This window comes from Rhodococcus sp. NPDC057529 (assembly GCF_042802055.1).
Taxonomy (GTDB): Bacteria; Actinomycetota; Actinomycetes; order Mycobacteriales; family Mycobacteriaceae; genus Rhodococcus_F.
Genome location: NZ_JBHVEY010000026.1, coordinates 65,450 through 90,243, shown reverse-complemented (window position 1 = coordinate 90,243; position 24,794 = coordinate 65,450). Strand labels below are relative to the sequence as shown.

Annotated in this window: 24 protein-coding genes and 1 pseudogene; 10 read left to right on the top strand and 15 right to left on the bottom strand. The window is 65.6% G+C overall.

Translation table 11 applies throughout. The features are described from left to right. Positions 1 to 23: 23 nt before the first annotated feature. The 6 genes from ACFU5V_RS35900 (at position 24) to ACFU5V_RS35875 (ending at position 6,686) form a co-directional block, all read left to right on the top strand. Entirely contained in the window at positions 24 to 1,343 is a 1,320-nt protein-coding gene (locus ACFU5V_RS35900; RefSeq protein ID WP_378705255.1) for an MFS transporter, read from the top strand. Beyond that, a complete protein-coding gene (locus ACFU5V_RS35895; protein WP_378705253.1) occupies positions 1,340 to 1,792 on the top strand; it encodes a MaoC family dehydratase in 453 nt (150 codons plus the stop codon). Before ACFU5V_RS35900 ends, ACFU5V_RS35895 begins: the two co-directional genes overlap by 4 nt. Positions 1,793 to 1,820: 28 nt before the next feature. Continuing rightward, positions 1,821 to 2,621: an enoyl-CoA hydratase-related protein gene (locus ACFU5V_RS35890; protein WP_378705251.1), complete on the top strand. Its 801-nt coding sequence runs from the start codon at positions 1,821 to 1,823 to the stop codon at positions 2,619 to 2,621. Between the two features lie 138 nt (positions 2,622 to 2,759). After that, entirely contained in the window at positions 2,760 to 4,625 is a 1,866-nt protein-coding gene (locus ACFU5V_RS35885; protein WP_378705250.1) for an acyl-CoA synthetase, read from the top strand. A gap of 5 nt (positions 4,626 to 4,630) precedes the next feature. After that, positions 4,631 to 5,470 (top strand): MBL fold metallo-hydrolase, encoded by an 840-nt coding sequence (locus ACFU5V_RS35880; protein WP_378705247.1) that lies wholly within the window; start codon positions 4,631 to 4,633, stop codon positions 5,468 to 5,470. Next, complete coding sequence (locus ACFU5V_RS35875) at positions 5,463 to 6,686, top strand: acetyl-CoA C-acetyltransferase (protein WP_378705246.1); 1,224 nt, start codon at positions 5,463 to 5,465, stop codon at positions 6,684 to 6,686. Before ACFU5V_RS35880 ends, ACFU5V_RS35875 begins: the two co-directional genes overlap by 8 nt. An 82-nt stretch (positions 6,687 to 6,768) precedes the next feature. Here ACFU5V_RS35875 and ACFU5V_RS35870 read toward each other — a convergent pair whose 3' ends face one another. Next, positions 6,769 to 7,035 carry an ArsR/SmtB family transcription factor gene (locus ACFU5V_RS35870; RefSeq protein ID WP_378705243.1) on the bottom strand — a complete coding sequence of 89 codons (267 nt, stop codon included), beginning with the start codon at positions 7,033 to 7,035 and terminating at the stop codon, positions 6,769 to 6,771. A gap of 129 nt (positions 7,036 to 7,164) precedes the next feature. Between ACFU5V_RS35870 and ACFU5V_RS35865 the strand changes: the two genes are divergently transcribed. Continuing rightward, on the top strand, positions 7,165 to 8,394 hold the full coding sequence (locus tag ACFU5V_RS35865) for an MFS transporter (RefSeq protein WP_378705240.1): 1,230 nt from the start codon (positions 7,165 to 7,167) through the stop codon (positions 8,392 to 8,394). Between the two features lie 386 nt (positions 8,395 to 8,780). On the opposite strand, the gene ACFU5V_RS35860 is transcribed toward ACFU5V_RS35865, so the two are convergent. The 9 genes from ACFU5V_RS35860 to ACFU5V_RS35820 all read right to left on the bottom strand — a co-directional run bounded on the left by ACFU5V_RS35860 (position 8,781) and on the right by ACFU5V_RS35820 (position 16,145). Beyond that, positions 8,781 to 9,173: a hypothetical protein gene (locus ACFU5V_RS35860; RefSeq protein ID WP_378705239.1), complete on the bottom strand. Its 393-nt coding sequence runs from the start codon at positions 9,171 to 9,173 to the stop codon at positions 8,781 to 8,783. Between the two features lie 123 nt (positions 9,174 to 9,296). Beyond that, complete coding sequence (locus tag ACFU5V_RS35855; RefSeq protein WP_378705236.1) at positions 9,297 to 9,869, bottom strand: exonuclease domain-containing protein; 573 nt, start codon at positions 9,867 to 9,869, stop codon at positions 9,297 to 9,299. A 164-nt stretch (positions 9,870 to 10,033) separates the two neighbouring features. Next, positions 10,034 to 10,450, bottom strand: a complete 417-nt coding sequence (locus tag ACFU5V_RS35850; protein WP_378705233.1) for a hypothetical protein — start codon at positions 10,448 to 10,450, stop codon at positions 10,034 to 10,036. A gap of 142 nt (positions 10,451 to 10,592) precedes the next feature. Continuing rightward, positions 10,593 to 11,540, bottom strand: coding sequence for a C40 family peptidase (locus ACFU5V_RS35845; protein ID WP_378705230.1), 948 nt, complete (start codon positions 11,538 to 11,540; stop codon positions 10,593 to 10,595). Positions 11,541 to 11,807: 267 nt separating this feature from the next. Continuing rightward, a complete protein-coding gene (locus ACFU5V_RS35840) occupies positions 11,808 to 12,005 on the bottom strand; it encodes a hypothetical protein (protein WP_378705227.1) in 198 nt (65 codons plus the stop codon). 55 nt (positions 12,006 to 12,060) lie between these two features. Then, a complete protein-coding gene (locus tag ACFU5V_RS35835; RefSeq protein WP_378705224.1) occupies positions 12,061 to 12,948 on the bottom strand; it encodes a hypothetical protein in 888 nt (295 codons plus the stop codon). Further along, positions 12,948 to 13,907: an alpha/beta fold hydrolase gene (locus ACFU5V_RS35830; RefSeq protein ID WP_378705222.1), complete on the bottom strand. Its 960-nt coding sequence runs from the start codon at positions 13,905 to 13,907 to the stop codon at positions 12,948 to 12,950. Before ACFU5V_RS35830 ends, ACFU5V_RS35835 begins: the two co-directional genes overlap by 1 nt. Positions 13,908 to 14,874: 967 nt before the next feature. Beyond that, positions 14,875 to 15,210 carry a hypothetical protein gene (locus tag ACFU5V_RS35825; protein ID WP_378705219.1) on the bottom strand — a complete coding sequence of 112 codons (336 nt, stop codon included), beginning with the start codon at positions 15,208 to 15,210 and terminating at the stop codon, positions 14,875 to 14,877. Positions 15,211 to 15,281: 71 nt separating this feature from the next. Further along, positions 15,282 to 16,145, bottom strand: coding sequence for a hypothetical protein (locus ACFU5V_RS35820; protein ID WP_378705217.1), 864 nt, complete (start codon positions 16,143 to 16,145; stop codon positions 15,282 to 15,284). Between the two features lie 561 nt (positions 16,146 to 16,706). On the opposite strand from ACFU5V_RS35820, the gene ACFU5V_RS35815 reads away from it, so the two are divergent. From ACFU5V_RS35815 to ACFU5V_RS35805, 3 genes and pseudogenes are all read left to right on the top strand, one after another. Next, entirely contained in the window at positions 16,707 to 16,922 is a 216-nt protein-coding gene (locus tag ACFU5V_RS35815) for a hypothetical protein (protein ID WP_378705215.1), read from the top strand. 99 nt (positions 16,923 to 17,021) lie between these two features. Further along, complete coding sequence (locus ACFU5V_RS35810) at positions 17,022 to 17,618, top strand: hypothetical protein (RefSeq protein ID WP_378705212.1); 597 nt, start codon at positions 17,022 to 17,024, stop codon at positions 17,616 to 17,618. A gap of 228 nt (positions 17,619 to 17,846) precedes the next feature. Then, a pseudogene (locus ACFU5V_RS35805) lies at positions 17,847 to 18,492 on the top strand (IS6 family transposase); the annotation flags it as partial. Positions 18,493 to 18,577: 85 nt separating this feature from the next. On the opposite strand, the gene ACFU5V_RS35800 reads toward ACFU5V_RS35805, so the two are convergent. The 5 genes from ACFU5V_RS35800 to acs all read right to left on the bottom strand — a co-directional run bounded on the left by ACFU5V_RS35800 (position 18,578) and on the right by acs (position 24,785). Then, positions 18,578 to 19,138 carry a TetR/AcrR family transcriptional regulator gene (locus tag ACFU5V_RS35800; RefSeq protein ID WP_378705209.1) on the bottom strand — a complete coding sequence of 187 codons (561 nt, stop codon included), beginning with the start codon at positions 19,136 to 19,138 and terminating at the stop codon, positions 18,578 to 18,580. Positions 19,139 to 19,339: 201 nt separating this feature from the next. After that, the gene (gene ribA, locus ACFU5V_RS35795) at positions 19,340 to 20,587 is read right to left on the bottom strand and encodes a GTP cyclohydrolase II (RefSeq protein ID WP_378705207.1); all 1,248 of its coding nucleotides are present in this window, start codon (positions 20,585 to 20,587) and stop codon (positions 19,340 to 19,342) included. A gap of 98 nt (positions 20,588 to 20,685) precedes the next feature. Further along, positions 20,686 to 21,201, bottom strand: a complete 516-nt coding sequence (locus tag ACFU5V_RS35790; RefSeq protein ID WP_378705205.1) for a flavin reductase family protein — start codon at positions 21,199 to 21,201, stop codon at positions 20,686 to 20,688. A 32-nt stretch (positions 21,202 to 21,233) separates the two neighbouring features. Then, positions 21,234 to 22,535, bottom strand: a complete 1,302-nt coding sequence (locus ACFU5V_RS35785) for an NtaA/DmoA family FMN-dependent monooxygenase (RefSeq protein ID WP_378705202.1) — start codon at positions 22,533 to 22,535, stop codon at positions 21,234 to 21,236. Positions 22,536 to 22,943: 408 nt separating this feature from the next. Next, positions 22,944 to 24,785, bottom strand: a complete 1,842-nt coding sequence (gene acs / locus ACFU5V_RS35780) for an acetate--CoA ligase (protein WP_378705200.1) — start codon at positions 24,783 to 24,785, stop codon at positions 22,944 to 22,946. Positions 24,786 to 24,794 lie beyond the last annotated feature (9 nt).

The window sequence follows — 24,794 nt, the reverse complement described above, 5'->3', positions numbered from 1 at the left end:
CCGTATTCGGAAGGAAACATCCAGTGACCGTCGGAAAACTCGAGGAGACGGCAGCCGCGCAGTCGTCCGGGACTCGCAGAACTGCCTGGTCGATGACCGCGGTGGTCATCCTGCTGTACATGATCAACTACGCCGACAAGGCCGTGTACGGCATCATCGCCCAGCCGCTTGCTCGTGAGCTGGGCTTGACGTCGTCGCAGATCGGCATGGTGGGCAGCCTGTTCTTCCTGATGTTCACCATCGGCGGTTTCGCCTCAGGGCTCCTGAGCCGGTGGTTCGGTCTGCGGTGGGCCCTGTTGGCGCTCGCGCTGGTCTGGTCAGCCTCAGTCCTGCCGGTGGTGCTGTCGGCCACCCTCGCGGTGCTGATCGCCAGCCGGATGCTCCTCGGCTTCGCCGAAGGCCCGAGTTCGGCCCTCATGCACACCGCGGTTTACTCCTGGCATGCACCGGACAAGCGCGGCTTCCCCAGTGCGCTTCTTCTCAGCTCCGTCTCGATCGCCAAGATCGTCTTCGCGCCACTGCTGACCTACATCACCGTTTCCTTCGGCTGGCGGGCCGCCCTGATCACCATGGCGATCATGGGCGCCCTGTGGTGCATCCTGTGGGTGACCAGTTGGTCGCAAGGACCGCATTTGGCGCCGGCCGCCAAGTCCACGGGCGAGCAGCAGTCCGACAACACCGTGCCGTGGCTGTCCATCTTCCGCACGCCCACCTTCATCTTCGGCGCCCTGTTGTTCATGGCCTACTACGCGCTGCAGACGGTGATTCTGACCTGGCTGCCGTCGTACTTCGAACTCGGACTCGGCTTCTCAGCCCAGCAGGCAGGGTCGATGTTCGGGATCCCCAGCATCTTCGCCCTCGTCTACATGCTGACGATCTCGCGCGTGAGTGACCGCCTGATCGCCCGCGGCTCCACCGTACGGCGGGCGCGCGCGGTCGTCGCCGCCTCCGGTGTCGCGCTCGGCGCCGTGATCCTGCTGTTCGTCCCGTACGTCGACTCACCTCTGGTAGTGGTTGCAATGATCTCGCTGGCCTACGGTGTCGCATCTGGTGCCGCTCCGCTGGTCAATACCGCGGTCAGCGTGATCTGCCCCCAGCGGCAGCTGGCCGGAACGCTGGGGGTGTACATGGCGATCATGTCGGTCGGCGGCCTGATCGCCCCCTGGCTGGCCGGAGTCATCGTCGACCACGCCGCAACAAAAGCGGACGGGTTCGCGCTCTCCTTCCAGATCCTCGGTGCGGCCGCCGGCGTGTTCGCTCTGCTCGCGCTGACATTCATCAACCCCGACAGAGATCGACTCCGGGTACTCGCGGCGACAACAGCAAGTAGGGAGGCGATGTGAGAACTTTCGCTGGGATCGCCGAACTCCAGAAAGCCGTCGGCACCCATCTCGGGTACAGCGATTGGCACCAGGTCACCCAGGGCCAGATCGATCGCTTCGCGGCGGCAACCGGCGATCGTCAGTGGATCCATGTCGACGAACAGAGGGCTGCCAAAGGGCCGTTCGGGACCACGATCGCCCACGGCTTTCTGACCGTGTCCTTGATCCCGCCCCTCGTGTGGCAGGTGTACAAGGTCGACGGTCCCACCATGAGCATCAACTACGGAAGCGAGAAGGTGCGGTTCCCCTCGGTCGTGCCGGTGGGGTCACGACTCCGCGCCGGCGTGGAGTTGCTCGAACTCACTACCGGCGCATCCGGCACCCGATGCCGCACACGAATCACGATCGAGCGAGCAGGCAGCGACAAGCCGGCCTGCGTGGCCGAAACCCTATCCCTACTTGTTCCCTGAATCGCTTGGAACGCAAGGAGAAGATTTGATGACGAGCATTCAGCAGGCAGCATCGTCGCCCCGCAGCACACCGTCGGCCGGCGATCACGGAAGTCTGCGCATCGAGGACGTGCGGGACGGCGTCCGGGTGATGACGATCGACCGGCCCACGCGCCGCAATGCCCTCGATCACGCGACCTATGTCGCACTCGCCGCCGCCATTGCGGACGCCGACCTTGAGCCTGCAGTACGGGTGGTCGTACTTACCGGTGCCGGCGGAAACTTCACCAGCGGCAACGACATCGACGACTTCCTGCGCACCCCGCAACCGGAGCCGCGCGGCGGAACGCTGCTGTTCGGTGCTCTCCTTGATGCCCGCAAGCCGGTCATCGCCGCGGTGGAGGGTTACGCGGTGGGCATCGGGGTCACCATGCTGCTGCATTGCGACCTCGCGTTCGCCGGCGACGGCGCCCGATTCCGGCTTCCCTTCACCTCACTGGGGTTGAGCCCGGAGGGCGCATCGACCTATCTACTGCCCCGCATTGCGGGCGACAAACAGGCCGCGGAACTGCTGTTGCTGGGTGAGATATTCGGCGCCGGTGCAGCGGCCGAGGCCGGTTTGATCAATCGTGTCGTCGGGCAGGGAGCTGCACTGACCGAAGCCCTGGACCGAGCCACAGGTCTCACCGCATTTCCGGCCGGATCTATCGAAGCGACGAAGGCCCTGCTCCGCAAGCACCGGCACTCCGCCGTGCGCGACGCGCTCGCCGACGAGTACACGGTGTTCGCCGAGCGACTTGTGAGCGATGACGCGAAGGCCGCTTTCGGTCGCTTCACCGCCAAGGCGTAGTCGGTCATCGACACGACAGCCACGATTGGAAGCGACGGAGAACTCCAGATAATGAACGCACAGAGTGCGACCCGCGAAAACGATCGAACAAGTGAATATGACGGCCTTGCAGTCGCGCCCATCCCGCCCTATTGGGCCATGCAGGATCTGTCGAGCCGGGCCAAGATCGAAGAGTACGAGCGAACCCCGCTCTCGGAGCGAGGCCTCCCGAGCAGTGTGTACGACTACATCCGCGACGGCGCGATGATCGACCCGGAGGCGACAGCCTTCACCTACCTTCCGGATGTACGTGATCTCACCACAGCAGAACACCTCACACACCGTCAGGTCTTAAAGCGGATCACTCAGGCCGCGAACCTATTTCACTCCCTCGGCGTACGAGCCGACGACCCCGTATCGATCCTGACGGCGAACACCCCCGAACCACAGTTCGCGTTGTGGGGCGCCCAGACCGCCGGAATCGCCAATCCACTGAACTGGATGCTCGAGCCGGAACTACTCGGCGAACTCATCACCGCCACCGGATCGACGATCCTGGTCAGCTTCGGCGGCGACGCCACCACGGATGTGTGGCCCAAAATCGACGCAATCCTGGCGCACGCCCCGACCGTGGAGACGGTGATCCGGGCCGGCGGCTCTCGGTCCGGCCCCGTACCAGGTGGTGTGCGATTCCTCGAATTGGTCGACGAACTCGACCAGCACCCCGGCGACGCACTGATCGAACCCAGGAACATCGAGTGGGACACCGTCGGCGCGATCTTCGGCACCGGCGGCACCACCGGCACCCCGAAACTGGCCCGGGTCACCCACGGCGGCCAAATCTACGCATCCTGGGCTTCAGCGGTAACGCACCGAGTGCCGGTCGGCTCGGTGCGGTTCTGCGCCTCTCCGACATTCCACGTTCATGGGATCGCCGTCACCCAGCTCACCGGGCTGGCCCTCGGTGGAACGGGAATCTTCCCGACATCGGGTGGCTGGCGAGGGCCCGGGGTGGTCGACAACTTCTGGCCGATGGTGCAGAAGTACTCGGTAACCAGCGTTCCCCTGCTGCCGACCATCGCCAACAGGCTTGTCCAGCGGCCGGCCGACATCCCCGCGCACCACACCCTCGACCGAGTCACGAGCGGATCCGCGCCGCTGTCCATGGAGGTGGCGGACCGCTTCCGAGCCCTCACCGGAGTCAGCATCGCCGAGGGATACGGCCTGACCGAGACCTCCGGCGCGGTCGTGGGCTGCCCACGTGGGGTGGAGCCGCGACCCGGCATCATCGGCATGCCCGTGCCGTACACCGCCGCCAGGATCGTCCAGCAGAACCCTGACCGCGAACACCACGAGTGCGCCACCGGCGAGCCGGGAATCCTGCTGCTGCGCAGCCCCGGGTTGTTCGCGGGCTATCTCGACGCCCGACAGAACGACGGGGTCGTCCTCGACGACGGCTGGCTGAACACCGGCGACCTCGCCAGCATCGACGCCGACGGGTTCCTCCGGATCACCGGGCGTGCCAAGGATCTGATCATCCGCGGTGGTCACAACATCGATCCCGCCCCGGTGGAGGAAGCCCTGTTCGAGCACCCCCGCGTCGCCGAGGCGTCGGTGGTCGGGATGCCGGACCCCGATGCCGGGGAGGTACCGGTCGCCTATGTTGTCGTAGTCGAGGGCGAACACCTAGATTTCGACGAACTGGCCTCGCACATGCGGGAGCGGGTACGCGAACGCGCAGCACAGCCCAAGCAGTTCTTCGTCCTCGACGAACTGCCGAAATCGCCGGTCGGCAAGATCCTGAAGAACCAACTGCGGGTGGACGCGGTCGAACGTGCCTTCACGCGACTGCTCGACGAGGCCGGACTACACAGCCGATACGAGCTGTACTCCCAGGATCAGGGCGCCGCGGGAATCGACGTCGTCGTGCGACTGCTCGCCGACGACCCGGCGCTGCTCGACCGGGCCCAGGCCGCGCTGTCCTCGGTGACCGTCCGGCACCGAATCCACTCGACCACAAGGTGAACTCCATGCCGACCCTGACACTCGACGTCTACACCAGTCCGCAACGCGACCTACCCGCCGGGGGCTCGTTCTCCCCCACCACGGCGACCCTGGTGCTCGGGCCCACCCAGGCGGTCCTGGTCGATACCGGATACACCCTCGACGATGTGCACGAAGTCGCCCGTCGCATCGAGATCTCGGGGTGTTCGCTGACCACTATCTACATCACCCACGCGCACCCGGATCACTACCTCGGACTCGAATGGCTGCTGACACGCTTCCCCCAGGCGCGTGCAGTGGCGGTCCCCGCTGTCGCGGAGAAGATCGCGGAGGACCTCGAACTCACCCGGAGGCGTTGGACGGCGATGTTCGGCGGCCTCGCACTGGACAATTCGGCCGTCCCGGAGCCTCTCAAGGGCACTGTACTGCCAGTCGACGGGCACGAACTGCGGATCCTCACGATCGGCCAGGGCGACATCCCGCACAACACGGTCGTCCACATCCCCGCGATCGAGGCGGTAATCGCCGGCGACATCGTCTACAACGGGATCAATCCGTTTCTTGCCGCCTCCGGCCCCAAGGAGTGGCCGCAGTGGATCGCCAGTATCGACGAGGTAGCCGCGTTGTCTCCCCGCATCGTTGTCGCCGGCCACAAACGCCCCGACCTCCCTGATGACGACCCGACCGCGTCGCTCGGCGGGACCCGCGCGTTCATCGACGCGTTCATGGGCGCCGTCGACGACAAGGACACCGCGCGGGACGTCGTCCGCCACCTACAATCCCTCTTCCCCGACTACGGAAATCCCAGCGCGCTCATCGGTTCGGCCGCAGCCGCATTCAAGAGAAAGACAAACACTCATGCCTGAAGCAGTCATCGTGTCGACCGCCCGCTCCCCCATCGGGCGGGCCGTCAAGGGGTCACTCAAAGACGTGCGTCCCGACGACCTCACCGCACAAATGGTCACAGCAGCCTTGGACAAGGTCCCCGCCCTCGACCGCACCCAGATCGACGACCTGATCCTCGGCTGCGGACAACCGGCCGGAGAAGCCGGATACAACATGGGCCGCGTGGTATCCATTCTGTCCGGCCTGACGGAGGTCCCCGGTACGACCGTCAACCGCTACTGCTCCTCGAGCCTGCAGACCACTCGGATGGCGTTCCACGCGATCAAGGCCGGTGAAGGCGACGTCTTCATCTCGGCCGGCGTGGAATCGGTTAGCCGCTCCATGGCCGCCGGACGCTCAGACGGCCTGCCCGGCACCAAGAACCCGCGCTTCGCCGACGCGCTCACCCGATCCGAACGCCGCGCCCAGGCTGGTGCCGACACCTGGCACGACCCGAGCGCCGACGGACTGCTCCCCGACGTCTACATCCAGATGGGGCAGACCGCCGAGAACGTCGCACAACTGCAGGGCATCAGCCGGGCCGAGCAGGACGAGTTCGCGGTCCGCTCGCAGAACCTGACGGAGAAGTCGCAGGCCAACGGATTCTGGGACCGGGAGATCGTGCCCGTGACCCTGGCCGACGGCACCATCGTGAGCCAGGACGACGGCCCCCGGCCCGGGACCACCCTCGAGGCGGTGGCGAAGCTCAAGCCCGTCTTCCGCCCGGACGGCACCGTCACCGCCGGCAACGCCTGCCCCCTCAACGACGGCGCCGCCGCCCTGGTGATCATGAGCGACACCAAAGCCAAGGAACTGGGCCTCACCCCGCTTGCCCGGATCGTGTCCACCGGCGTCTCCGGCCTGTCCCCCGAAATCATGGGTCTCGGCCCGATCGAAGCCTCCCGCAAGGCGCTAGCACTCGCGGGCCTGACCATCGACGACATCGACCTCGTCGAAATCAACGAGGCGTTCGCCGCGCAGGTCATCCCGTCGGCCCGCGACCTCGGCATCAACATGGACAAGCTCAACATCAACGGAAGCAGCATCGCGATCGGGCACCCGTTCGGCATGACCGGTGCACGTATCGCCACCACCCTCATCAACTCCCTCCAGTACCACGACAAGCAGTTCGGCCTCGAAACCATGTGCGTCGGTGGAGGTCAAGGCATGGCGCTCATCATCGAACGCCTGTCCTGACGGTGCGAAACGGCCCGGTAGCGGAGCGAGTAGGGCCTGCCGACCCGCTACCGGGGCGGGACCGCCGAACCGTCGCGCTACATCAGCCCCGGTGATGCTCCGATAACACCGCATCGAGAAGCCCCGGAAATCGATCATCAAGATCGGCGCGGCGCAGCGTCAGCCGCCGGTTGCGCCCACACAACTCACTGATGATCACGCCCGCCTCCCGCAGCACCTTCACGTGATGCGAGCGCGTGGACTTCGGGGTGTCCACGCCGAGAGCCGAACAGTCGACCATATCGACAGGACCGTCCGACAGTTCCTGCACCAGCTCCAACCGCGCTCTGTCACTGAGCGCGAACAGCACTGCCGTGAGTTCGATGGCCCCACGATCCGGGTGCGGAAGCGTTGTCGACTCAGTCATCGTTCGATAATAGTTGAACCGTATTGCCGAATATTATAAGCTTCGCTAATGGTTCCAAAACAGTCGAACCTTGTGATCGACACTCCGAATTCACCTGTGCCAATACTCATTCCCGCGAACGACGCCAGTCCACGTGGACGCCGGGGATTCCCTTTCGTACTGACCGCCACCACCGCCATGATGGCCGGGGCGAGCGCCCCCTCCCCCTTCTACCCGGTAATTCAGGCCGAACTCGGATTCACCCCGGTCATGACCACCACCGTTTTCGCCGTCTACGCAGTCGCCCTGCTGGCCACCTTGCTCGTCGCCGGTTCACTCTCCGACCACCTGGGCAGACGACCGATGATCTCGGTCGGGTTCGGGCTCCTCGCGCTCAGCGTCATGCTGTTCTCACACGCGGACAGTGCCACCGGATTCATCACCGCCCGTATCCTGCAGGGCATCACCAGCGGCCTCCTGCTGTCCACGCTCGCCGCGACGGTGGTCGACCTCGAACCCCGGAACCGACCGGGATCGGCCGCCGCCTGGAACTCGGTGACCGCGATGACCGGGCTCGCAAGCGGGGCACTGATTGCCGGATTCGTCCTCGATCGCGTCGGCGACGATGCGTCCACAGCAGTCTTCGGCGCTTTCGCCGGGCTGTATCTCCTCATGGCAGTGGGGATCTGGTACCTGCCCGAAACAGCACCACGACACCACGGGGTGTGGGCATCGCTGCGCCCCAGCGCCGCACTACCCAAGGAGATACGGACGACATTCCTGCAGAGCGCCCCCGCCGTCTTCGCCGGATGGGCGACCGGTGGACTCTATCTCTCCCTCGGACCGGCCATCGTGGCAACCCAACTCCACCGAACCTCACACCTGCCGCAAAGCCTCGTGGTGACCCTACTCGCCGGTGCGGGAGCTCTGGCCGGATACCTGATCCGCCGACGCGCACCCCGTACCATCACGCTGTACGGGACCACCGCGCTCGCCGTCGGCAGCGCATGCACGCTCGGCGCTCTCGCACTCGAATCGCTCTCGCTGTTCTACTGCGCCATCATGATCGCCGGAACCGGATTCGGCACAGCCTTTTCCGGAGTCCTGCGATCCATCACTCCCCTCACACGGCCCGAGAACCGCGCCGAGGTGCTCGCCGCAATCTTCGTCGTCAGCTACACCGCCTTCGGCGTACCCGCCGTCGTCGCCGGCCTCCTCGTCCCCCACCTCGGACTCGCAACCACCACCTACTGGTACGGCACCGTCATCGTGTTCCTCGCCACCACCGCCACACTCCTGCGCCGCTTCGGGTCGCACGCCTGATCCCGCCTCGCACACAACCATCTCCGGATTCGACGACGACATCGCACGAGAGCTCACCCGACCCATTCGGTGATCCGTCCCGGATCAAGTTCAGATCAAGTTCCGACTGCTGACATCGACCGCCTTGTTCAACTACCTCGACGTGCTCGGCCCCGAGACGACACCGTTTCCGAATCCGCTCGCGGCGACCACCCCCAGCACCGTCCTCGATCCCCCATCAACCGGTGTCGGGCGGAATCAGGTGTGATTCGAAGGCCCTCTTACACGTGATTACCGGTCAGTCAGTTCGTGGAGCTACCAAGGCCCGCATCATCGCTCGCCATAGGTGAACACCCCCCACCACACCGACCCTCGCGCCGTGCCGATGAGGGCATGGTCGACCTGGGTCATCCGACGGCGGCGAACTGCCGGGCTGCGGCGAGGACCTGCGGGCCGATATCGGCGAGTTCCCCCTCGCGCAGCAACAAGGCGGGGGCACGGTCGTCGAGGATCGGATTCAAACCCTGAAACCAGGCCTGCGCCACCACTGGGGTGTCGCGGGCGGTGATCAGCCGTGCCGCCCGGTACGCGATCCGCAGCCGTTCCACATCCGAGTCGCTACCGATCGTCCGTGCGCCCTCCGCCCACTGGCGCACTGCACGAGTCTCTTTGACCCGCCCCAGATAGGCGACCAGCTTCGCGCCCAGCAGCTCCCGCAACGCGGTGACCAGCTCGGGTTGGGGCATACGGGCGGCCTGGTTGTACGCCTCCAGATCCGGCCGGGGATGTGCTGCGGTCATCACGAACCACCTCCAAATCCCGGGGTAAATCACAACCAGGATCCCAGCAAGGACACCAGCCGAGAGAGCAGACCCGAAAGGAGACTGCTACCGGACCCGCCTCGAGATGTGCGGCACGGTGGACTACGCCGGCAAGTGGGAGGTAGCGGCGGAGTCCACGGTGGTGGATGGCGCCGAGGTGCCCTCCGCGATGCCGAGCAGGACGGTGCGGGCGGCCGCGGCGTCGCTGCGGGCTCGGTGGCCGCCATCGAGCCGAATGCTCTTCTCGGTGCCCTCGGCCTGCGATCGCATCCGCATGATGCATCCCCACATCTCGGGGTCGGCGAGGTGCGCGGGGTCGAGACCGTGCCGAGCACAGTCATGGAGAACGCGACCCTTGTCGAACTGACTGTTGCAGCTGAGGGTCATTCGCCCAGCGGTCACCGCAATCAGAGCCTGGTGGACCGTAGACCAGCGGGGTGCGCCGATCAGATCGGCCGGGGCAATTCCGTGCACGGCGTAGGCGTCGGGGTGGATTGGAACTTCGCCGGGATCGACCAGGGTATCGAGCAGTGGATTGCCGGTGGCGGCGTCCAGAACGCAGATTTCGATGATGCTGCCGTCCAAATTGGTCGATTCGACGTCCAGCACTGCTGCCCGGCCGGGGACGAGCATGCCCCGTGCCCATTGCTGCGGAGACGTCTGTGTTCTGGTCATGCCACCTCTTTCTCGTGATCATCGTGACGGCACCCTCTGACATGTGGTTCGTGACTTCGGCTCCTATGCCGGCCCCGGAGGAGTTCCTGGTAGCGCTCGGGCGCCGTCGCCCGACAAGGAGGACGGCGCCCGAGAGCCGGGGTGCCACACCACCGGACCGCGTGCTAGCTGTAGGAATGCTCAGGTTCGCGTTCGCGGGAGATCTGCCCGTCGGTGCTCGGCGGCTGAGCGTCTTCCTGCGGTGCAGCAGCATCTGCGACGTCGGTCGTCTCAGTCGCGTCCTTGCTGGCGCCACCGCGCGCGGCCTTACCGGAGGTGTTCTTCCGCTTCTTCGGGGCGGTGTAGCCCATGGCTGCGAGCTCTTTGGCCGTCCATCCGCCTTCGATCGCCCTCTCGTGGGCCGTCCTGATTGCGTCTACAGCTGCCTCGCGTGCGGAATCGAGTGCGGCGAGCTCTTCCACTGCTTCCCCGATGGCCCCGACAAGCGCGACTCGTGTTTCGATTGCCTTCTGCGCCAGTGCTTCCGCATTCTTACGTGCGGTCTCGATTGCCTTCTTGTGGGCTGCTGGCGTAATGGTCATGGGGCACTGTCTCCTTCGTCTCTGCGGTCGTGCCGCACGTCGCGACACGACCTGTGGCCGGTCTGGGTCTCTAGTGGCGATCGTATTGTTCCGCTTCGGGATCAAGCGCAGGGCACCGTCCCTGATGGCCGCCGACTTTCGGTCACAGGAAGCGGGCGGGAACCAGGCCCGGACGGACGGCGCTGATCTGGACGCGCTGCCCGGTCTGCGGGGCCTCGAGCATTTTTCCGCCACCGAGGTAGATTGCGACGTGGTTGGCGCCGTCTGCCTGCCAGTTCCCGAACAGCAGGTCACCGGGCTGGGCTTGGTCCATGCTGATCTGCTGGCCGGCCCGGAACTGTTCCTGTGAGGTGCGTGGCAAGACCGTCGTGCCTCCGGTGCCGATGTAGTAGGCGAAGCGAGTGAGCCCGGAGCAGTCGTAGCCGGCGGTAGCGCCTCCGGTGCCGTCGCCCATCGACGGTCCGGTGAGAAGGCCTCCGCCCCATTGGTAGGGCAATCCGATCGCACGCATCGCCGCGTCGATGACCGCGCGCGCGAACTCGAGGTTGCGGGGAAAGCGGGGATCGAAGGTCAGCTCGCGCACTGCGGTCGGGGCGAGCATTCCTGTCAGGGAGGGGATGCCGGCCGCAGTGGTGGGTGCTCCGCTGACGACAGGAGGCAGAAAGACCGGATTCATCTCCTGCTGCGGAGCCGATGACGATGCCGGAGCTGCGGGTCCTGCAGGGTTGGTGACACCGCCGCCGGGCCCGGGTTCCGGACCGGGGGCGGGCAGGACCACCTCGGGAATCAAGCCCTGCGCCTCGGGCGGCAGCTGTTTCATGGCACCTGCAGCGGCATCCCGGACTTCCGGTGGAATAGCGTCCTCGATCTCGGCTTGCCACTCGGCGGGTAACTGCTCCTGCGCCTGCTGGACGGCCCGGGCCGCGTCATCGAGATACGGCTGCGGGTCCGGGACATACGGGGCGAGAGCGGGCGGCAGTTCCTGTGCGACCGCCGTGACGCTGTCGGTGATCGCGGGGTCCACTCCGCCGCCCTGGGCAGCTGATGCGCCGGCCACTGCGACGCCGACGATGATCGATGCGAAATCCATGATGTCTCCTGTGCCGTGGGTGTGGCGGCCAAGGGCGGAAGTTGTCTCGATGACCGCGACGGGTGTCGTGCGATCACCGACAGTAGAGAGGGACCTGTACAACTCGACCGAACTCACCACCGGGGCAACCCAGTCCGGCATTCACATCGGCCGATAGCGTGTGGAGAAGTGGACCGGATGCGGACGATCACATAGGGTGTGGGTACTGAGAATGCACCGGGTGAGTCGGAGGCACACCATCGTGTCGGTGGCCTCCGACTTTGCTTTCTACTCACAGCCCTTGCCATCTCGTCGTCCGGTCTGGGATTCGGCAATGGAGCTGTCCTTCCATTGGGTTGTGTCCGCGGCCTGGTCCGCATCGTCGTGTGGCGCGGCTTCCACCACTCTGAATTGCGCGGGCGCAGCGAAGATATCGGGATGAAAGGTCAGGTCGGGGCGCCGGTGGCGCGGCGTGTCCGCGGTCATGACTGTGTGTTCCTTCCGGTGAGGTGAAGCTGTCTCGAACACCCGCCTCGACTCGTCAGGGCGTCTCGTGATCGACGAGTTGGACGATCAGGCGCTCCCCCGGCGGCTGTCCGGGCCGCTCGTACGGCACAAAATGAGCCCCCACCACCCGTAACTGCATACCTCGTGGCAGCAGATGGTGCGAGTTGTCCACGCGGGACGATTGCCCGTAGTACATGCCGCGGTCGGTCTGGATCTCGAAGACGACATCGGTGGGCTGGGCGGTCGAGTCCAGCTCGTGCAGCGAATGGGTTGCCGCAGTGAACCGGTCGAAGGACAGGACCGTCCCCGGCGATAGCGTCGAGGGCAGATCCGACGGGTTCACGACCGCGTGGGGGATGCTCACCGCGGTGTACACGAGATGGCCTCGCCCGGATTCGCGTTCGTATCGTTGGATTGCCCTGTCCACTCGTTGGACCTGCTTGCGGCGAGCGTCGTCGAGTTCGACAGCGTCGCCGGCCACCGCGGAGAGGGCGTTGTTCGTCTCCCGCCAGGTCTTCGGGTCCGACGTCAACGACGCCAGCGCCGTGTACTGGGCTTTCGGCATGGCGTCGAGGACGCGGCGCTTCGCCGCGGATCGGGTGTTCCGTTGTCGTGCCGAGAGTGTGCGACGGAGTTCGATCGCCGGTGGCAGCCGAGGGCGTAGCCGAGAGTTTCCGATTGCCGCCGGCGTGGGCCGTGGATAGGCGCGGTTGAGGTCCCGCTGCGCCCGGGTTAATCCGGGCAGGTTCTCGGTGGCGGTGTCGAGTTCTCGTGCTCCGCTGCGGAGATCGGCGCGGGTGTCGTAGGCGTGCTGCGAGATCAGGGCGCCTTCCTTGCGGGTGGCGACGTCGCTGTCGCCCCGGTCGGGATCGAACACACCGTTGCCGCGGTCTGGGCTGATCCGGTCATGGCTGCGTCCCATCAATCCCACGCCCCGACCAGGGTGGATGTGGATCTGCCGGTGGTGTCCTGTTCGCGGCGCCCTACCGCGCGGCCGAGCAGTCGATCGAGACTCTCGCTCACCACGTCAGGGCGCTCGAGGCCGACCATGTGCCGCGCTCCGCTCACCGGGATCAGTTCGGCGAGGGGAAGAGCCGCGGCGAGTCGCTGTGAGTGCCCGATCGGGGTCACCCTGTCCCGGGTTCCACAGATGATCGACGCCGGCACCCGCGCGAGCACGTCAAGGGCCGGGGAAGCGTCGTAGATCCGCAGATCGCGCAGGAAAGCGGCCACGGTGGCGATCGGCGTCGCGTGGACCATCCCGTAAGACGTGGCGGCGGCACGGACACTGGCACTCGGAGCAAACGGGCACGTTGCGCCGACCACCGGCGACAAGATGCGACGGGAGAGTTCCCAGCTGCGGCCAACGAGCCGTGGGGCGTGAGCTGATGCCGTCCGCAGCAACGTCACCGCCGGCGTATTCAGAGCGCGCCCGATGCCGGCTCCGGCGACATTGTCGACGGCGGTCGAGATCAACCCGACCCCCACGATCTGTGCGGCCGCGGCCTCTTGGTGATGGGCAACATAGGACATCACAGCCATCCCGCCCATCGAATGCCCGACGAGGACAATCGGCCCCTTCGGCGCCACCGTGCGAATCACCACATCCAGGTCCCGTCCCAGCTGGCTGATCGTGTAACTGTCGGTGTCCGCCGCGCCGGATCCGCCATGGCCGCGGTGATCGAAGAAGACCAACCGGGCACGCCCCCGCCAGACCTCGGCCAGGTAGGCCCGTTGCGGTGCCCAGGCGCCCATGTGGAGACAGAATCCGTGCGCGAAGATCACAGTGACCGGGGCCGTCCGGGATCCGATCTCACGCACCGCCAAGGAGGTGCCATCAGCGGTGAGGATGCGGTGTGTGCGATCGCTGGGGACCCTCATCGCTCGCCATCCAGACCTCTGGCAACCACCCGCGCCGTCGCCCGACATCGGCGTCGCCGGTATCCAGACTGGTCCACGTGGTAGCCGACAGCTCGGCACCCAGGATGCGCCACCGCGTGTCCGCCTTGGTGGAACGTCGACGCCGCGACCACTCCCGCCGTGCCAGCAGCGTCCAAGTCAGTCGAAACTGGACCTGATGGTGACCACCAACGTAGAAGGCGGATCTTCGCGTCCGTCGGGTGGATGCGGCGAATCTCAACATTCATCGGTACCACTCCCTCGTCCTCACGACAGCCATTGGGGGGACCATAGGTTCGGACCTGGACTGCCCTACCGGGACAGCGAGCGTTCTCCCGCTCCGCCACATCAGGACCCTCCCCGGAAGCGACCGCCACTCCCTCTCGTGTGGAGGAAGATCCACTACATCCGGGTTGAGTGACACCGGCTGTGTGACTTCGCTTGGGCGCAGAATGACCGTCATGCTCACCGTCGACAGCTGGTACGCGTTCCGAGGGGGATTGTGCCCATCGACAGCACCTGTCGTTGCAACTTGCTTCTGAGACAGGTCGTGTAGGGGCACGTCCGGCATCTGCACAGTTCACGTTGTCAGCCGCACCGCGTGTGGAATCCGCCGGTAAGGCATGAGCTGCAGCTCAGCCTGGCGTTTGGTGGCGGCATTTGCGCGGTATGACTGACGACTATGCAGAACGGAGAAGACTGTAGGGCCGTTCAGGACAAGATCTGGCAATTCGCCAGTCCAACGCGCATATCCCCGACCCGGCTCGACCAGCTCCGTCGTCCTCAAAGCGAGGCAGCGACGCGGTTGAGTGCGCAGGACCTCTTCGAGAAGGCCACCGCCCACGGCCAGGTATCGCCGAACTCCGAATTGGCCTCAAAGGGTCGCTGTCACCACCGCGCTGACCTCGTTCCCTCAACGTATCTTCGGCGAACCGCCGAAAGGTGCTGCCTATCCGCCGATCAGCGGCCACACCCCATCCGCCGTCTTCCCCAGAGGGATCTCGGTACACACGATGTCCTCGACCGAGTAGGCGATCGCCCCGCACCGAGGGCACTGCCCGGGCAGCCGTTGGTGTCGGATCATTGCCCAGTGCTCGTCACACAGCAGGTAGTCCACCCGAGCATCGAAGTGACAGCAGTCCTTGACCACCACCGCCCAGCGGGCCGCACGCACGAATCCGACGGGATCCCCCGGGAAGTACTGGGGATGCTCCGCGCAGAACTCACACGGCAACTCCGTGTGAACGACCGACGGCATCGGGGCCGAGTGAGCCACCTCGTCCATACCGATACACCTCCCCGCTCTCTGGAGACCAGTATGCAACCGATCCTCCACACCCTCCCGCCAAAAGGCGTTCAGATCCAGACGATCCACCACAGCGGCGGGACGGCCATGGCCGCGGCGGTTCCGGCGACGAGGAACGGTGCGAAACCGAACTCTCCCAGGTCTTTCTGACGCCGGATCGACTTCACCCCCGCCATCACCACGAGCGCCAAAATGTTCGGTAGCAACATGCCGGCGAGCACATTCATCCAGCCGACCCACCCCAGCGCTGCCCCGAGGATGAAGCTCAGCCGCACGTCGGCGAGCCCGGGATAGCCGCGCGTGATGATCGCGAACGCAAGGTTGAATGCGAACACCAACGCTCCGGCGAGAAGTGCGCGCCCACCTGCCGCAGGATCTTGATCCACCGCCACCGCGAACGCCCCCAACATCAGGCCCACTGCGGTGGTCATCCGGATCAAGGTCAGCGGAAACCGCAGCGTGAAGTGATCGATCCACGCTGCCCACACGCACAGCAGGCTCAGCGCGAGCCAGGCAGGCAAGATCGCGTCGCCGCCGACGAACATGACGGCGCCGAACCACATTCCTGCGATCAGAGCCGCGGGACCGAACCGCCCGGAGCAGCCCTCCGTCGGGATCTCGACGGCAGCACACAACCTGGTCATCATCGGTGCCGTCACCACGCTCAACGCCGCACCAGCCGCGGCACTGGTGACGGCCACCCACCACAGCCCGGCGGTGCCGTATTCGGCATCACTCCACCGCGCCGCGAACCACACCACCACACTCGCGACGACGACAAGCCCAGCAGGCGCGTACACCGCCGCCGACAGATGACCACTCCGTTGCCCTGCCGCATTTTCAGCACCGACGGCCGGCGATTGCGGCTCCACGCTGGGACCACTGCCCGCCAGCTCGGACGGCGGTTCGGTCATCGTGGGCACTCCTCCGCAACTTGCGACAGACATCAGGGATGGATCGACACTAGCCGTCCACCCGGACAGTCTCAGCACCACCGAGCCGATGTGAGAGCCCGCCCACTGGGAGGGTCTTCGAGAAGCCGCAGCCGGAAACGCTGGTGCGGCGGTGGTCGCGGCGGGCGTCGTTCTGTCCAGGTCATCACATATCACTGGGCTCGACATTGCGTCCTCCCTGTCGGACTGGAATAGAAGCGAGTACTCGTGAATCGACGAACCACCAGCGAAATTGCTGCACTGTCCCTCATCACGGTCGCCATCCTCACCGGGTGCAGCAGCACACAAGCCGAGACCGCATCCCCGTCAGCCGAACCAACTGCTGCTGCCACACGCGTCGAGTGGTCGGCGAACCCCACCACCGTTCGTCAAGGCCAGCCAGGAGTGAACGACCGTCGACCCCGGCTATCCGAGACACAGCCGGCGACGACTGCCACGCAGACCACCACTGCCGCCGCATTGCCGCCCACAACTGCTCAGTGCGGAACCGTCACGAACAACCTGAACGGTGCGACTGCACCTGTGATCATCATCGCCGGAACTCCCAGCTGCCCAGCAGCACTGAACATCAGTGATCGCTACCTCAACGACCGCACGATCGCCACACAAGGACAAGGACGATTCGCTGTCATCGACGGTTGGCACTGCAACTGGCCCTACCTTCCGGACCGATCACACGCCGACTCCTACCTGCAATGCGTCGACCCGACCGGCAATGCCGTCAAGATCGGCGACTGACACAGAACACCGAGGCACACCGAACCTCCTGCAGCCCACGCGCGACGCGCCGACATCGGAGCTCGCACGAACGACACCAAACGAAGGCACTATTGATTCATGGGGGCACCAGTGAAGAAGACCACACGCAACTCACGCTGGCCGGATCGGGGCCGCTCCACATCGCCGGTCCGCAGCTATGCGGAATACACCAAGCGCCTTACCGCTGGAGCGAAAAGCGTCGTCATCGACGCCGACCCGGAGAACTGGCTGGACCTCGGTCACATCCCCAGCCAAGTCCAGGTCAAAATTATCGGACAAACCTGCGCGGGAATCGCCGGCGGCTCCATCGCAGCCGCCGGCCGGTGCTTCGTCCAAGCGTCCAACCACGCCAGGGTCACCGCCTACGAACATGCTCACATCGAAGCGTTCGACGACAGCACCGTCGATGCCCGCGGCAAGAGTTACATTGTCGGCACCGACAACGCCAGAATCCGCGCAGAAGACAACGCCATCGTCTTCGCACACAGCCACTGCCACGTCCAAGCCAACGGTCAAGCTCTCGTCGCCGCGACCGACACCACCACCGTCCGCATGGACGGCGAGGCCCACGTCCGGGCAAGTTCCGGCGTCCACATCACGGGGCCAGGGCAACACGGAAACTTGACGATCGAGTCCCACCCGATCCGCCGACTCGCCAACCACCTGAATCTCTGATCCGGCCCGGCCGCTATCGAAATATTATGTCAACTAGTCTGCTCCGTATTTCATCAGATGCATCATCGACGGAGCGGGTTGTCCGTTGACGGGAGAGTTGGCATTATTGACAAGTTTTGCGACACACTACGGTTTGGCGCTTGATTGTCAGGCGTTGTGGCATACGGGCACGTGCGGTGGCATCGTCAAGTTGTTGACCTGCCCGAGTCTCTGCGACGATCGGCGGTCGTGGCCACTGCAGCGTCGTACAAAGGATTCCGGTATCCCCGCGAGATCATCGCTCACTGTGTGGCTCTACCACAGCTTCGCGTTGAGCCTGCGGACATCTCGGAGATGATGCTCGAGCGCGGGGTCGTGGTCTCCCACGAGACGATCCGCCAATCGTGCGCCAAGTTCTGGCAGGACCACGCCAACCAGCTCCGCCGGCGGCGACCCCGGCCCAGCGACAAGTGGCATCTGGAAGAGGTGGTCATCACATCAACGGCGTGCAGCGCGACCTCTGACATGCCGTGGACCAGGACGGCAACGTTCTCGACATCCTGGTCCAGTCCCGGCGACACGCCGCCGCCGCCACGAAGTTCTTCCGCAAGCTCCTCAAGAAGGCAGTGCGCGGCTCCTCGGGTGCCGGGCTACCTGGTGGCGCATCGGGAGATGACGCCGTCGGTCGAGCACCGCCAGTCCCGCCATCTGAACAACCGCGCCGAGAACTCCCATCAGCCCAAGCGGCGATGAAACGGTTCGCTTCGCCTGGGCAGGCACAGCGGTTCCTCTCGGCGTTCGGCGCCATCGCAGGGCACTTTAGCCGCGGCGACACTCGCTCACCGCGTCCGAATGCCGACGCGAGATGACCGACCGATTCGCCGCGTGGAACGAGGTCACGGGGTGTCTGCGACGCAGCGGTGCGACTGCGGATCCGGAACCGAGAGTCTACCCAGTGCCGCGTTGTAGCGCTGCTGGGTTCAACGGAGAGCGGATCGGAGGGCTACGACGTCTTCAGTCGCCAGGTCTCCGAACGCGTCCAGATCGTCCTGAGCCAGCCATCGCGCGTAGGCGTGGTCGATGAGTGCGCCGGCGACGATTCCGAGCATTTCGTCGACGGGGGTCGGCACATCCCGTCCGTGGTGTTCGGCCAGGCCGTGGGCGAGGGCGGTGGCGAGGTGCTCGTGAGCAGCTCGGATCATGCTCAGCACCGCGGGGGATCGCTGCCCGATCTGGTGCCGGAGCCGCCCGGTCCTGTGGTGTTCTTCAGGGGTGGCTGAGAGTTCATCGGTCATCCACGAGATAGCGAGAGCGAGTAGGTCGTCCAGAGTGGTGATTGGGGAATCGGTTCTTGCGATCTGATCGCGCAGTGATTGGAAGGACAGGTAGTCCTCGCGAAGAAACAGCGCGTCGAGTTTGGTTTCGAAATGATTGAAGAAGGTCCGCTCGGTCACATGCGCGGCAGCGGCGATCTGCGCAGCCGTGGTTTGCTCGAAGCCGTTCTCGGTGAAGAGCTCCAGGGCAACCTCGGCGAGTCTCATGCGAGTCCTCTCGCTTCGCGTGGTGCGAGGCGCGGAGCGCTTCCCGCTCGGAGACTCGGGGGTCGTGCGTGACTGTGCGACGGCATTCATGTGCGGGCGTCAATTCCTCCGGCATATCAGGGACCTCGAAAATTCGAAACCAGAGTACACATTCGGGCGGACCCGCCCGAAGGAACTCACCTACGCCGTGGGCGGTGCCGGTCAGGTGGCAACCATTCCACGTTGCGGCGCCGGGGCAGGCAGTTCGAGCAGGTGGCCCATTCGGTCGCGTTTGGTGCGCAGGTAGCCAATGTTGTCTCCCGTGACGATGGTTGGGGCCGTCAGCCGCGCGGTGACGGTGACGCCTCCGGTCGTGATGGCCTCGACCTTGCGCGGGTTGTTGGTGATCAGGCGGATCCTGGCGATACCGAGTGCCCGCAACACGGCGGAAGCGACGCCGTAATCGCGGCTGTCAACGGGTAGGCCGAGCTCGAGATTGGCATCGACCGTGTCGCGGCCGGCGTCTTGCAGGGAGTAGGCAGCGAGCTTGTGCGCCAGCCCGATTCCCCGACCCTCCTGTCCGCGTAGATAGATCAGGATCCCCGTCCCCTCTCGGGCGATGGCGGCCAGGGCGGCGTCGAGTTGGGCGCCACAGTCGCAGCGCCGTGAGCCGATGACGTCGCCGGTGAGACACTCGCTGTGTACCCGGACCATGACACCCGACTCGACGTCCGCGGCGGCGCGGATGTCGCCGTAGTACAGGATCAGGTGCTCAATTCCGTCCTCGCCGGTGTAGGACTGTGCGGTGAACACACCGTGGTCGGTCGGGATGGTGGCCGGGGCGCCGAGCACAGCGGCAGGATCGGAACGGAGTCGATGCTCGGCGATGTCGGCGACCGTGATCATGGGTATGTCGTGTTCGGCGGCGAAGTCGGTCAACCTGTCCCCGGCCATTGGCACCCCGCCATCGTCGACAAGTTCGGTGATGACCGCGACCTCACGCAGCCCTGCGAGTCGCATCAGATCAATCGATGCCTCGGTGTGACCGTCGCGTTCGAGCACACCGCCGGGGCGGCCCCGCAGTGGAAACACGTGTCCGGGGCGACGCAAGTCGCTGGGCTGGGTGGCCGGATCCGCCAAGGCGCGGACGGTCGCTGCGCGGTCCACTGCCGAGATCCCTGTCCCGGTCCCGATGGCATCGACGGTGATGGTGAACGCTGTGTGGTGATTGTCGGTGTTGTCGTCGGCCATGAGGTTGAGGCAGAGACGGTCGGCGACCGAATCGGGCATCGGTGTACACACGATGCCGCTGCCGTGGCGGAGGAAGAACACCATGTCGGCGGTTGAGACATGCTCCGCGGCCATGACGAGGTCGCCCTCGTTCTTGCGACCGGCGTCGTCGGCGATCACGACCATGTTGCCACCGACGACAGCTGCCAGCGCGGCCGCGAGGGGGTGTGCTGTGTTCATGTCCATGGCTCCCTGTTCTGCAAGTGGGCCGGCGCCTTGACGGCGATCCTCACTGCAGCGAGCTGCTTGCGACTCCGACGCATGCGGAGACCTGTGCGTCACGATGACCATCCCACGCCGCTGTCATTGCGTGGCTGCAAATGGCGGTATGCACCCTGAAAGTACAAGAGAGGATTCTCGTCCTGTGAGGCATGCAGGTCGAGAACCTCGGCGGTGACGATCGTGTGGTCGCCGCCGTCGTACTCGGCCCACAGCCTGCATTCCATGTGGGCGATGACCCCGTCGAGGACCGGCGCTCCGAATGCGCCCGGCGTCCAGGCGACGTCCGCGAACTTGTCGGTCCCCGTACGGGCGAATCCGTTGCTCACGCCGTCGTGACGATCCGCAAGGACGTTGACCGCGAATGTGCCGATCTCACGGATCCGCGGCCACGTCGCCGAGGTGCGCGCCGGACAGAAGCAGACGAGCGGTGGATCGAGCGACAGGGACGTGAAGGACTGGCAAGTGAAGCCGATCGGCCCGTCCGGGGTGCTCGCGGTGATCACCGTGATCCCGGAGCAGAAGTGACCCAGGATGCGGCGCATGTATTGGGGTTCGATGGTCGTAACCGTCATCGTCTGCTCCTCCGCTGTTACCTTGTGCGACATCAGAAGCGCTCGCGGAGGGGGCGGTTGTCAGGACGGTCGCGATAGATGCCGCGGGCGACCAGCCGGGGCACGATGTGCTCGACGAAACTCGTCGCCGAGGACGCACCTTCAGGGCACATGAGCAGGAAGCCGTCCACGAGGCCCTCCCGGAACCACGACTCGAGGTCGTCGGCGAACTCGTCGTAGGAGCCGATGAACTTGCGATGATGCATGCCGAGCGCCGCTTGGAGCGTGACCTGGCGCACCGTCACACCCGGACGCTCGCCGATCCACGTGTGCAGGCCGAGGTAGCTGCCATAGGCCCCCTTGATGACGCGGCGAACCGCCTCGGGATGCGGCAGGACGTCGACAGGGAAGGCGTCATCGAGATCGTTGTAGCTGAAGCTGATCCCGAAGGGCGCCAGCGCTTTCGGGGCGAGAGCGTCCACGTCCAGGAATTCGTCGATCGCATGCTTTCGATCCTCGGCTTCCTGCCGCGTTCGACCGAGGAAGGGCACGAGCATCGGCATGATCGGGACGCTGTCGGGCTTACGCCCGGCAGCGATCAGGGCACGACTCAGCTCGGACCTGTAGGACGCCGCGTCCTGCTTCGACGTGGCGTTGGTGAAGGTGACATCCGCATGCTTGGCGGCTACCGCAACGCCGGAGTCGGATCCGCCTGCCAGTCCGATCATCGGCCTCCCCTGCCTGCTGGGGGCAACGTTGAGCGGTCCGCGGACACGAAAATGCTCGCCCTGGTAGTCGATGGCGTCGGCGAAGAAGTCGGCCCCGCCCTGCTCATTCGGGCGCAGTTCGCGGTTGCTCCACAGCGCGGTCACTACCTCCATGAACTCGTCGGCGCGGGCGTAGCGCTCGTCGCGCGAGGGCAGAGTGTCGTAGCCGAAGTTCAGGCCCGCCGCTTCTTGTGACGATGTCACGACGTTCCAGCCGGCACGCCCCTCCGACACAAGATCGAGCGAACCGAGAAGGCGGGCAACGTTGTACGGCTCGTAGAAGCTTGTCGACGCCGTGGCAATCACTCCCAGGTGACGGGTGCGCGCAGCGATCGCAGAGAGAACGGTGAAGGGTTCCGGCGACCCGCCACCGACGATTGGCGAGCCGACGGCCTGCGCCGTGTCAGCCAGGAACAACGAGGTGAAGTTCCCCCGTTCAGCGATGTCTGCGTATTCCAGATACAGCTCCGTCGCGTTGCTCTCACTCGGGGCCCGGCCGTGGGCTCGCTCGAATCCAGCGAGCCCACCGTGCAGGGTGTTCGTGGTGGCCACCAGGCTGAGATGCAGGGGCTTGGCATTCTTGGGCATTGTGTCTTTCCAATTCTATTGCGCGTGCGGGCGATACGGCTTTGATGCTGATACCGCCGGCCAAAAGTCGGGTGATCGAACTCACCTCCGATGCTAGCCGAAATTTCAGTCGACTGAAAGTGTTTTTTCAGTTCACTGAAATTACGGTGGTCGGGGCACAGTGCGATGGCAGACATCGACGCTCGTAGCCACGAGACACGCGCCGTGCATGACATCCGGGCCGATGCTCGTCACACCGCGAGGTCACGGATGAACGGGACATCAAGCGGCTGAACGTCATCCTGCGATCTGCAACCGAATCCCCAACGTGGGGCGGGAAGCCCTTGTGGGTCGCTTCACCCGCCCCACCGTATGGGCCGCGGAATCCGACATTTCGCCGACGGTCCGGCCTGTGTGGTGGCGTGATGCCTAGAACCGCAAAGCGTCGAGGACTTTGGGGTCGACGAGGGTGGAGGTGTCGCCGAGGTCGCGGCCCTCGGCGATGTCCTTGAGCAGTCGCCGCATGATCTTGCCGGACCTCGTTTTGGGGAGTTCGGGGACGATGGTGATCTGGCGGGGCTTGGCGATCGGGCTGATCTCCCGGGACACCTCGGCCTTGAGTTCGGCGATGAGGGTGTCGCCGGTGTTTTCGACGCCTTCGCGGAGGATGACGAACGCGACGATGCCCTGGCCGGTGGTCTCGTCGGCGGCGCCGACGACGGCGGCTTCGGCGACGCCGTGGTGGCCGACGAGGGCGGATTCGACCTCGGAGGTGGAGATGCGGTGGCCGGAGACGTTCATGACGTCGTCGACGCGGCCGAGCACCCACAGGGCGCCGTCCTCGTCGTACTTGGCGCCGTCACCGGCGAAGTACCAGCCCTGCTCGGGGTACCGGGACCAGTAGGTGTCGCGGTAGCGGTCCATGTCGCCCCAGATGCCGCGGAGCATCGCCGGCCACGGCTTGTCGAGGACGAGGTAGCCGGAGCCGCCGGCACCGAGTTCGTTCGCGTCGTCGTCGACGATCTTCGCGGAGATGCCGGGCAGCGGGGCCATCGCGGAGCCGGGTTTGGTGGCGGTGATCCCGGGCAGCGGGGAGATCATGATGGCGCCTGTCTCGGTCTGCCACCAGGTGTCGACGATCGGGGCCTGGTTGCCGCCGATCACCTCGCGGAACCATTTCCAGGCCTCGGGGTTGATCGGTTCGCCGACCGAGCCGAGGAGCCGGATGCTGGACAGGTCGTGGGCGTCGGGAATCTCGCGGCCCCACTTCATGAACGTGCGCACCAGGGTGGGGGCGGTGTAGTAGATGCTGACGCCGTACTTTTCGATGATCTGGAAGTGGCGGTGCTCGTCGGGGGAGTTCGGGGTGCCCTCGTAGACCACCTGGGTGACGCCGTTGGACAGCGGCCCGTAGACGATGTAGCTGTGGCCGGTGACCCAGCCGATGTCGGCGGTGCACCAGTACACGTCGCGGCCGGCCTTGTGGTCGAACACGTTGTGGTGGGTGTACGACGCCTGGGTGAGGTAGCCGCCGGAGGTGTGGATGATGCCCTTGGGCTTTCCGGTGGTGCCGGAGGTGTAGAGGATGAACAGCGGGTGCTCGGCGTCGAACGGGGTCGCCTCGTGGGTGCCGGAGGCCTTGTCGACGGTCTCGTGCCACCACAGGTCCCGGCCGTCGGCGACGGCGACATCGATGCCGGTGCGCTTGACGACGAGAACGTGCTTCACCGAGGTGGCCCCGGCATCGGTCGGATCACCGGCTTCGCCGGCCAGCGCCTCGTCGACGGCGGGCTTGAGGGGTGCGGCCTGGCCGCGGCGCCATTGGCCGTCGACGGTGACGACGAGTTTGGCTTCGGCGTCGTCGATGCGCGAGCGCAGGGCGCTGGCGGAGAAGCCGGCGAACACCACCGAGTGGGTCAGACCGAGGCGGGCGCAGGCGAGCATGGTGACGATGGCCTCGGGGATCATCGGCATATAGATCGCGACACGGTCGCCGTTGCCGGCGATCACGTGGCGGTCGACGCAGTTGTAGGCGACATTCAACTCGCCGCCAACGAACCATTTCGCGACGGGTGCGTCGGAGAAGTCCAACACCTGCGACCACTCCGTCGCCCAGTCCAAACGCCTCGCCTGGGTGTCCCAGAACGCCAACCGGTCCGCGCCCGCCGCGGCCTGCAACTCCCGCCCGGCGTTTGCCTGCTCGGCGAACGCCGGGCCCGGCGGGTAGATCTCGACCCCGTGCTCGGTGGCGCCGGTGGCGGCAATGGTCATACGTTTCTC

Bases quoted from the DNA above. Each gene is read 5' to 3' on its own strand.
- ACFU5V_RS35835 (WP_378705224.1), bottom strand. From the start codon at position 12,948: ATGGGACGCAGCCATGACCGGATCAGCCCAGACCGCGGCAACGGTGTG.
- ACFU5V_RS35810 (WP_378705212.1), top strand. From the start codon at position 17,022: ATGGGGGCACCAGTGAAGAAGACCACACGCAACTCACGCTGGCCGGAT.
- ACFU5V_RS35830 (WP_378705222.1), bottom strand. From the start codon at position 13,907: ATGAGGGTCCCCAGCGATCGCACACACCGCATCCTCACCGCTGATGGC.
- ACFU5V_RS35880 (WP_378705247.1), top strand. From the start codon at position 4,631: ATGCCGACCCTGACACTCGACGTCTACACCAGTCCGCAACGCGACCTA.
- ACFU5V_RS35790 (WP_378705205.1), bottom strand. From the start codon at position 21,201: ATGACGGTTACGACCATCGAACCCCAATACATGCGCCGCATCCTGGGT.
- ACFU5V_RS35820 (WP_378705217.1), bottom strand. From the start codon at position 16,145: ATGACCGAACCGCCGTCCGAGCTGGCGGGCAGTGGTCCCAGCGTGGAG.
- ACFU5V_RS35845 (WP_378705230.1), bottom strand. From the start codon at position 11,540: ATGGATTTCGCATCGATCATCGTCGGCGTCGCAGTGGCCGGCGCATCA.
- ACFU5V_RS35875 (WP_378705246.1), top strand. From the start codon at position 5,463: ATGCCTGAAGCAGTCATCGTGTCGACCGCCCGCTCCCCCATCGGGCGG.
- ACFU5V_RS35885 (WP_378705250.1), top strand. From the start codon at position 2,760: ATGCAGGATCTGTCGAGCCGGGCCAAGATCGAAGAGTACGAGCGAACC.
- ACFU5V_RS35850 (WP_378705233.1), bottom strand. From the start codon at position 10,450: ATGACCATTACGCCAGCAGCCCACAAGAAGGCAATCGAGACCGCACGT.
- ACFU5V_RS35785 (WP_378705202.1), bottom strand. From the start codon at position 22,535: ATGCCCAAGAATGCCAAGCCCCTGCATCTCAGCCTGGTGGCCACCACG.
- ACFU5V_RS35800 (WP_378705209.1), bottom strand. From the start codon at position 19,138: ATGAGACTCGCCGAGGTTGCCCTGGAGCTCTTCACCGAGAACGGCTTC.
- ACFU5V_RS35825 (WP_378705219.1), bottom strand. From the start codon at position 15,210: ATGGACGAGGTGGCTCACTCGGCCCCGATGCCGTCGGTCGTTCACACG.
- ACFU5V_RS35855 (WP_378705236.1), bottom strand. From the start codon at position 9,869: ATGACCAGAACACAGACGTCTCCGCAGCAATGGGCACGGGGCATGCTC.
- ACFU5V_RS35840 (WP_378705227.1), bottom strand. From the start codon at position 12,005: ATGACCGCGGACACGCCGCGCCACCGGCGCCCCGACCTGACCTTTCAT.
- ACFU5V_RS35890 (WP_378705251.1), top strand. From the start codon at position 1,821: ATGACGAGCATTCAGCAGGCAGCATCGTCGCCCCGCAGCACACCGTCG.
- ACFU5V_RS35860 (WP_378705239.1), bottom strand. From the start codon at position 9,173: ATGACCGCAGCACATCCCCGGCCGGATCTGGAGGCGTACAACCAGGCC.
- acs (WP_378705200.1), bottom strand. From the start codon at position 24,785: ATGACCATTGCCGCCACCGGCGCCACCGAGCACGGGGTCGAGATCTAC.
- ribA (WP_378705207.1), bottom strand. From the start codon at position 20,587: ATGAACACAGCACACCCCCTCGCGGCCGCGCTGGCAGCTGTCGTCGGT.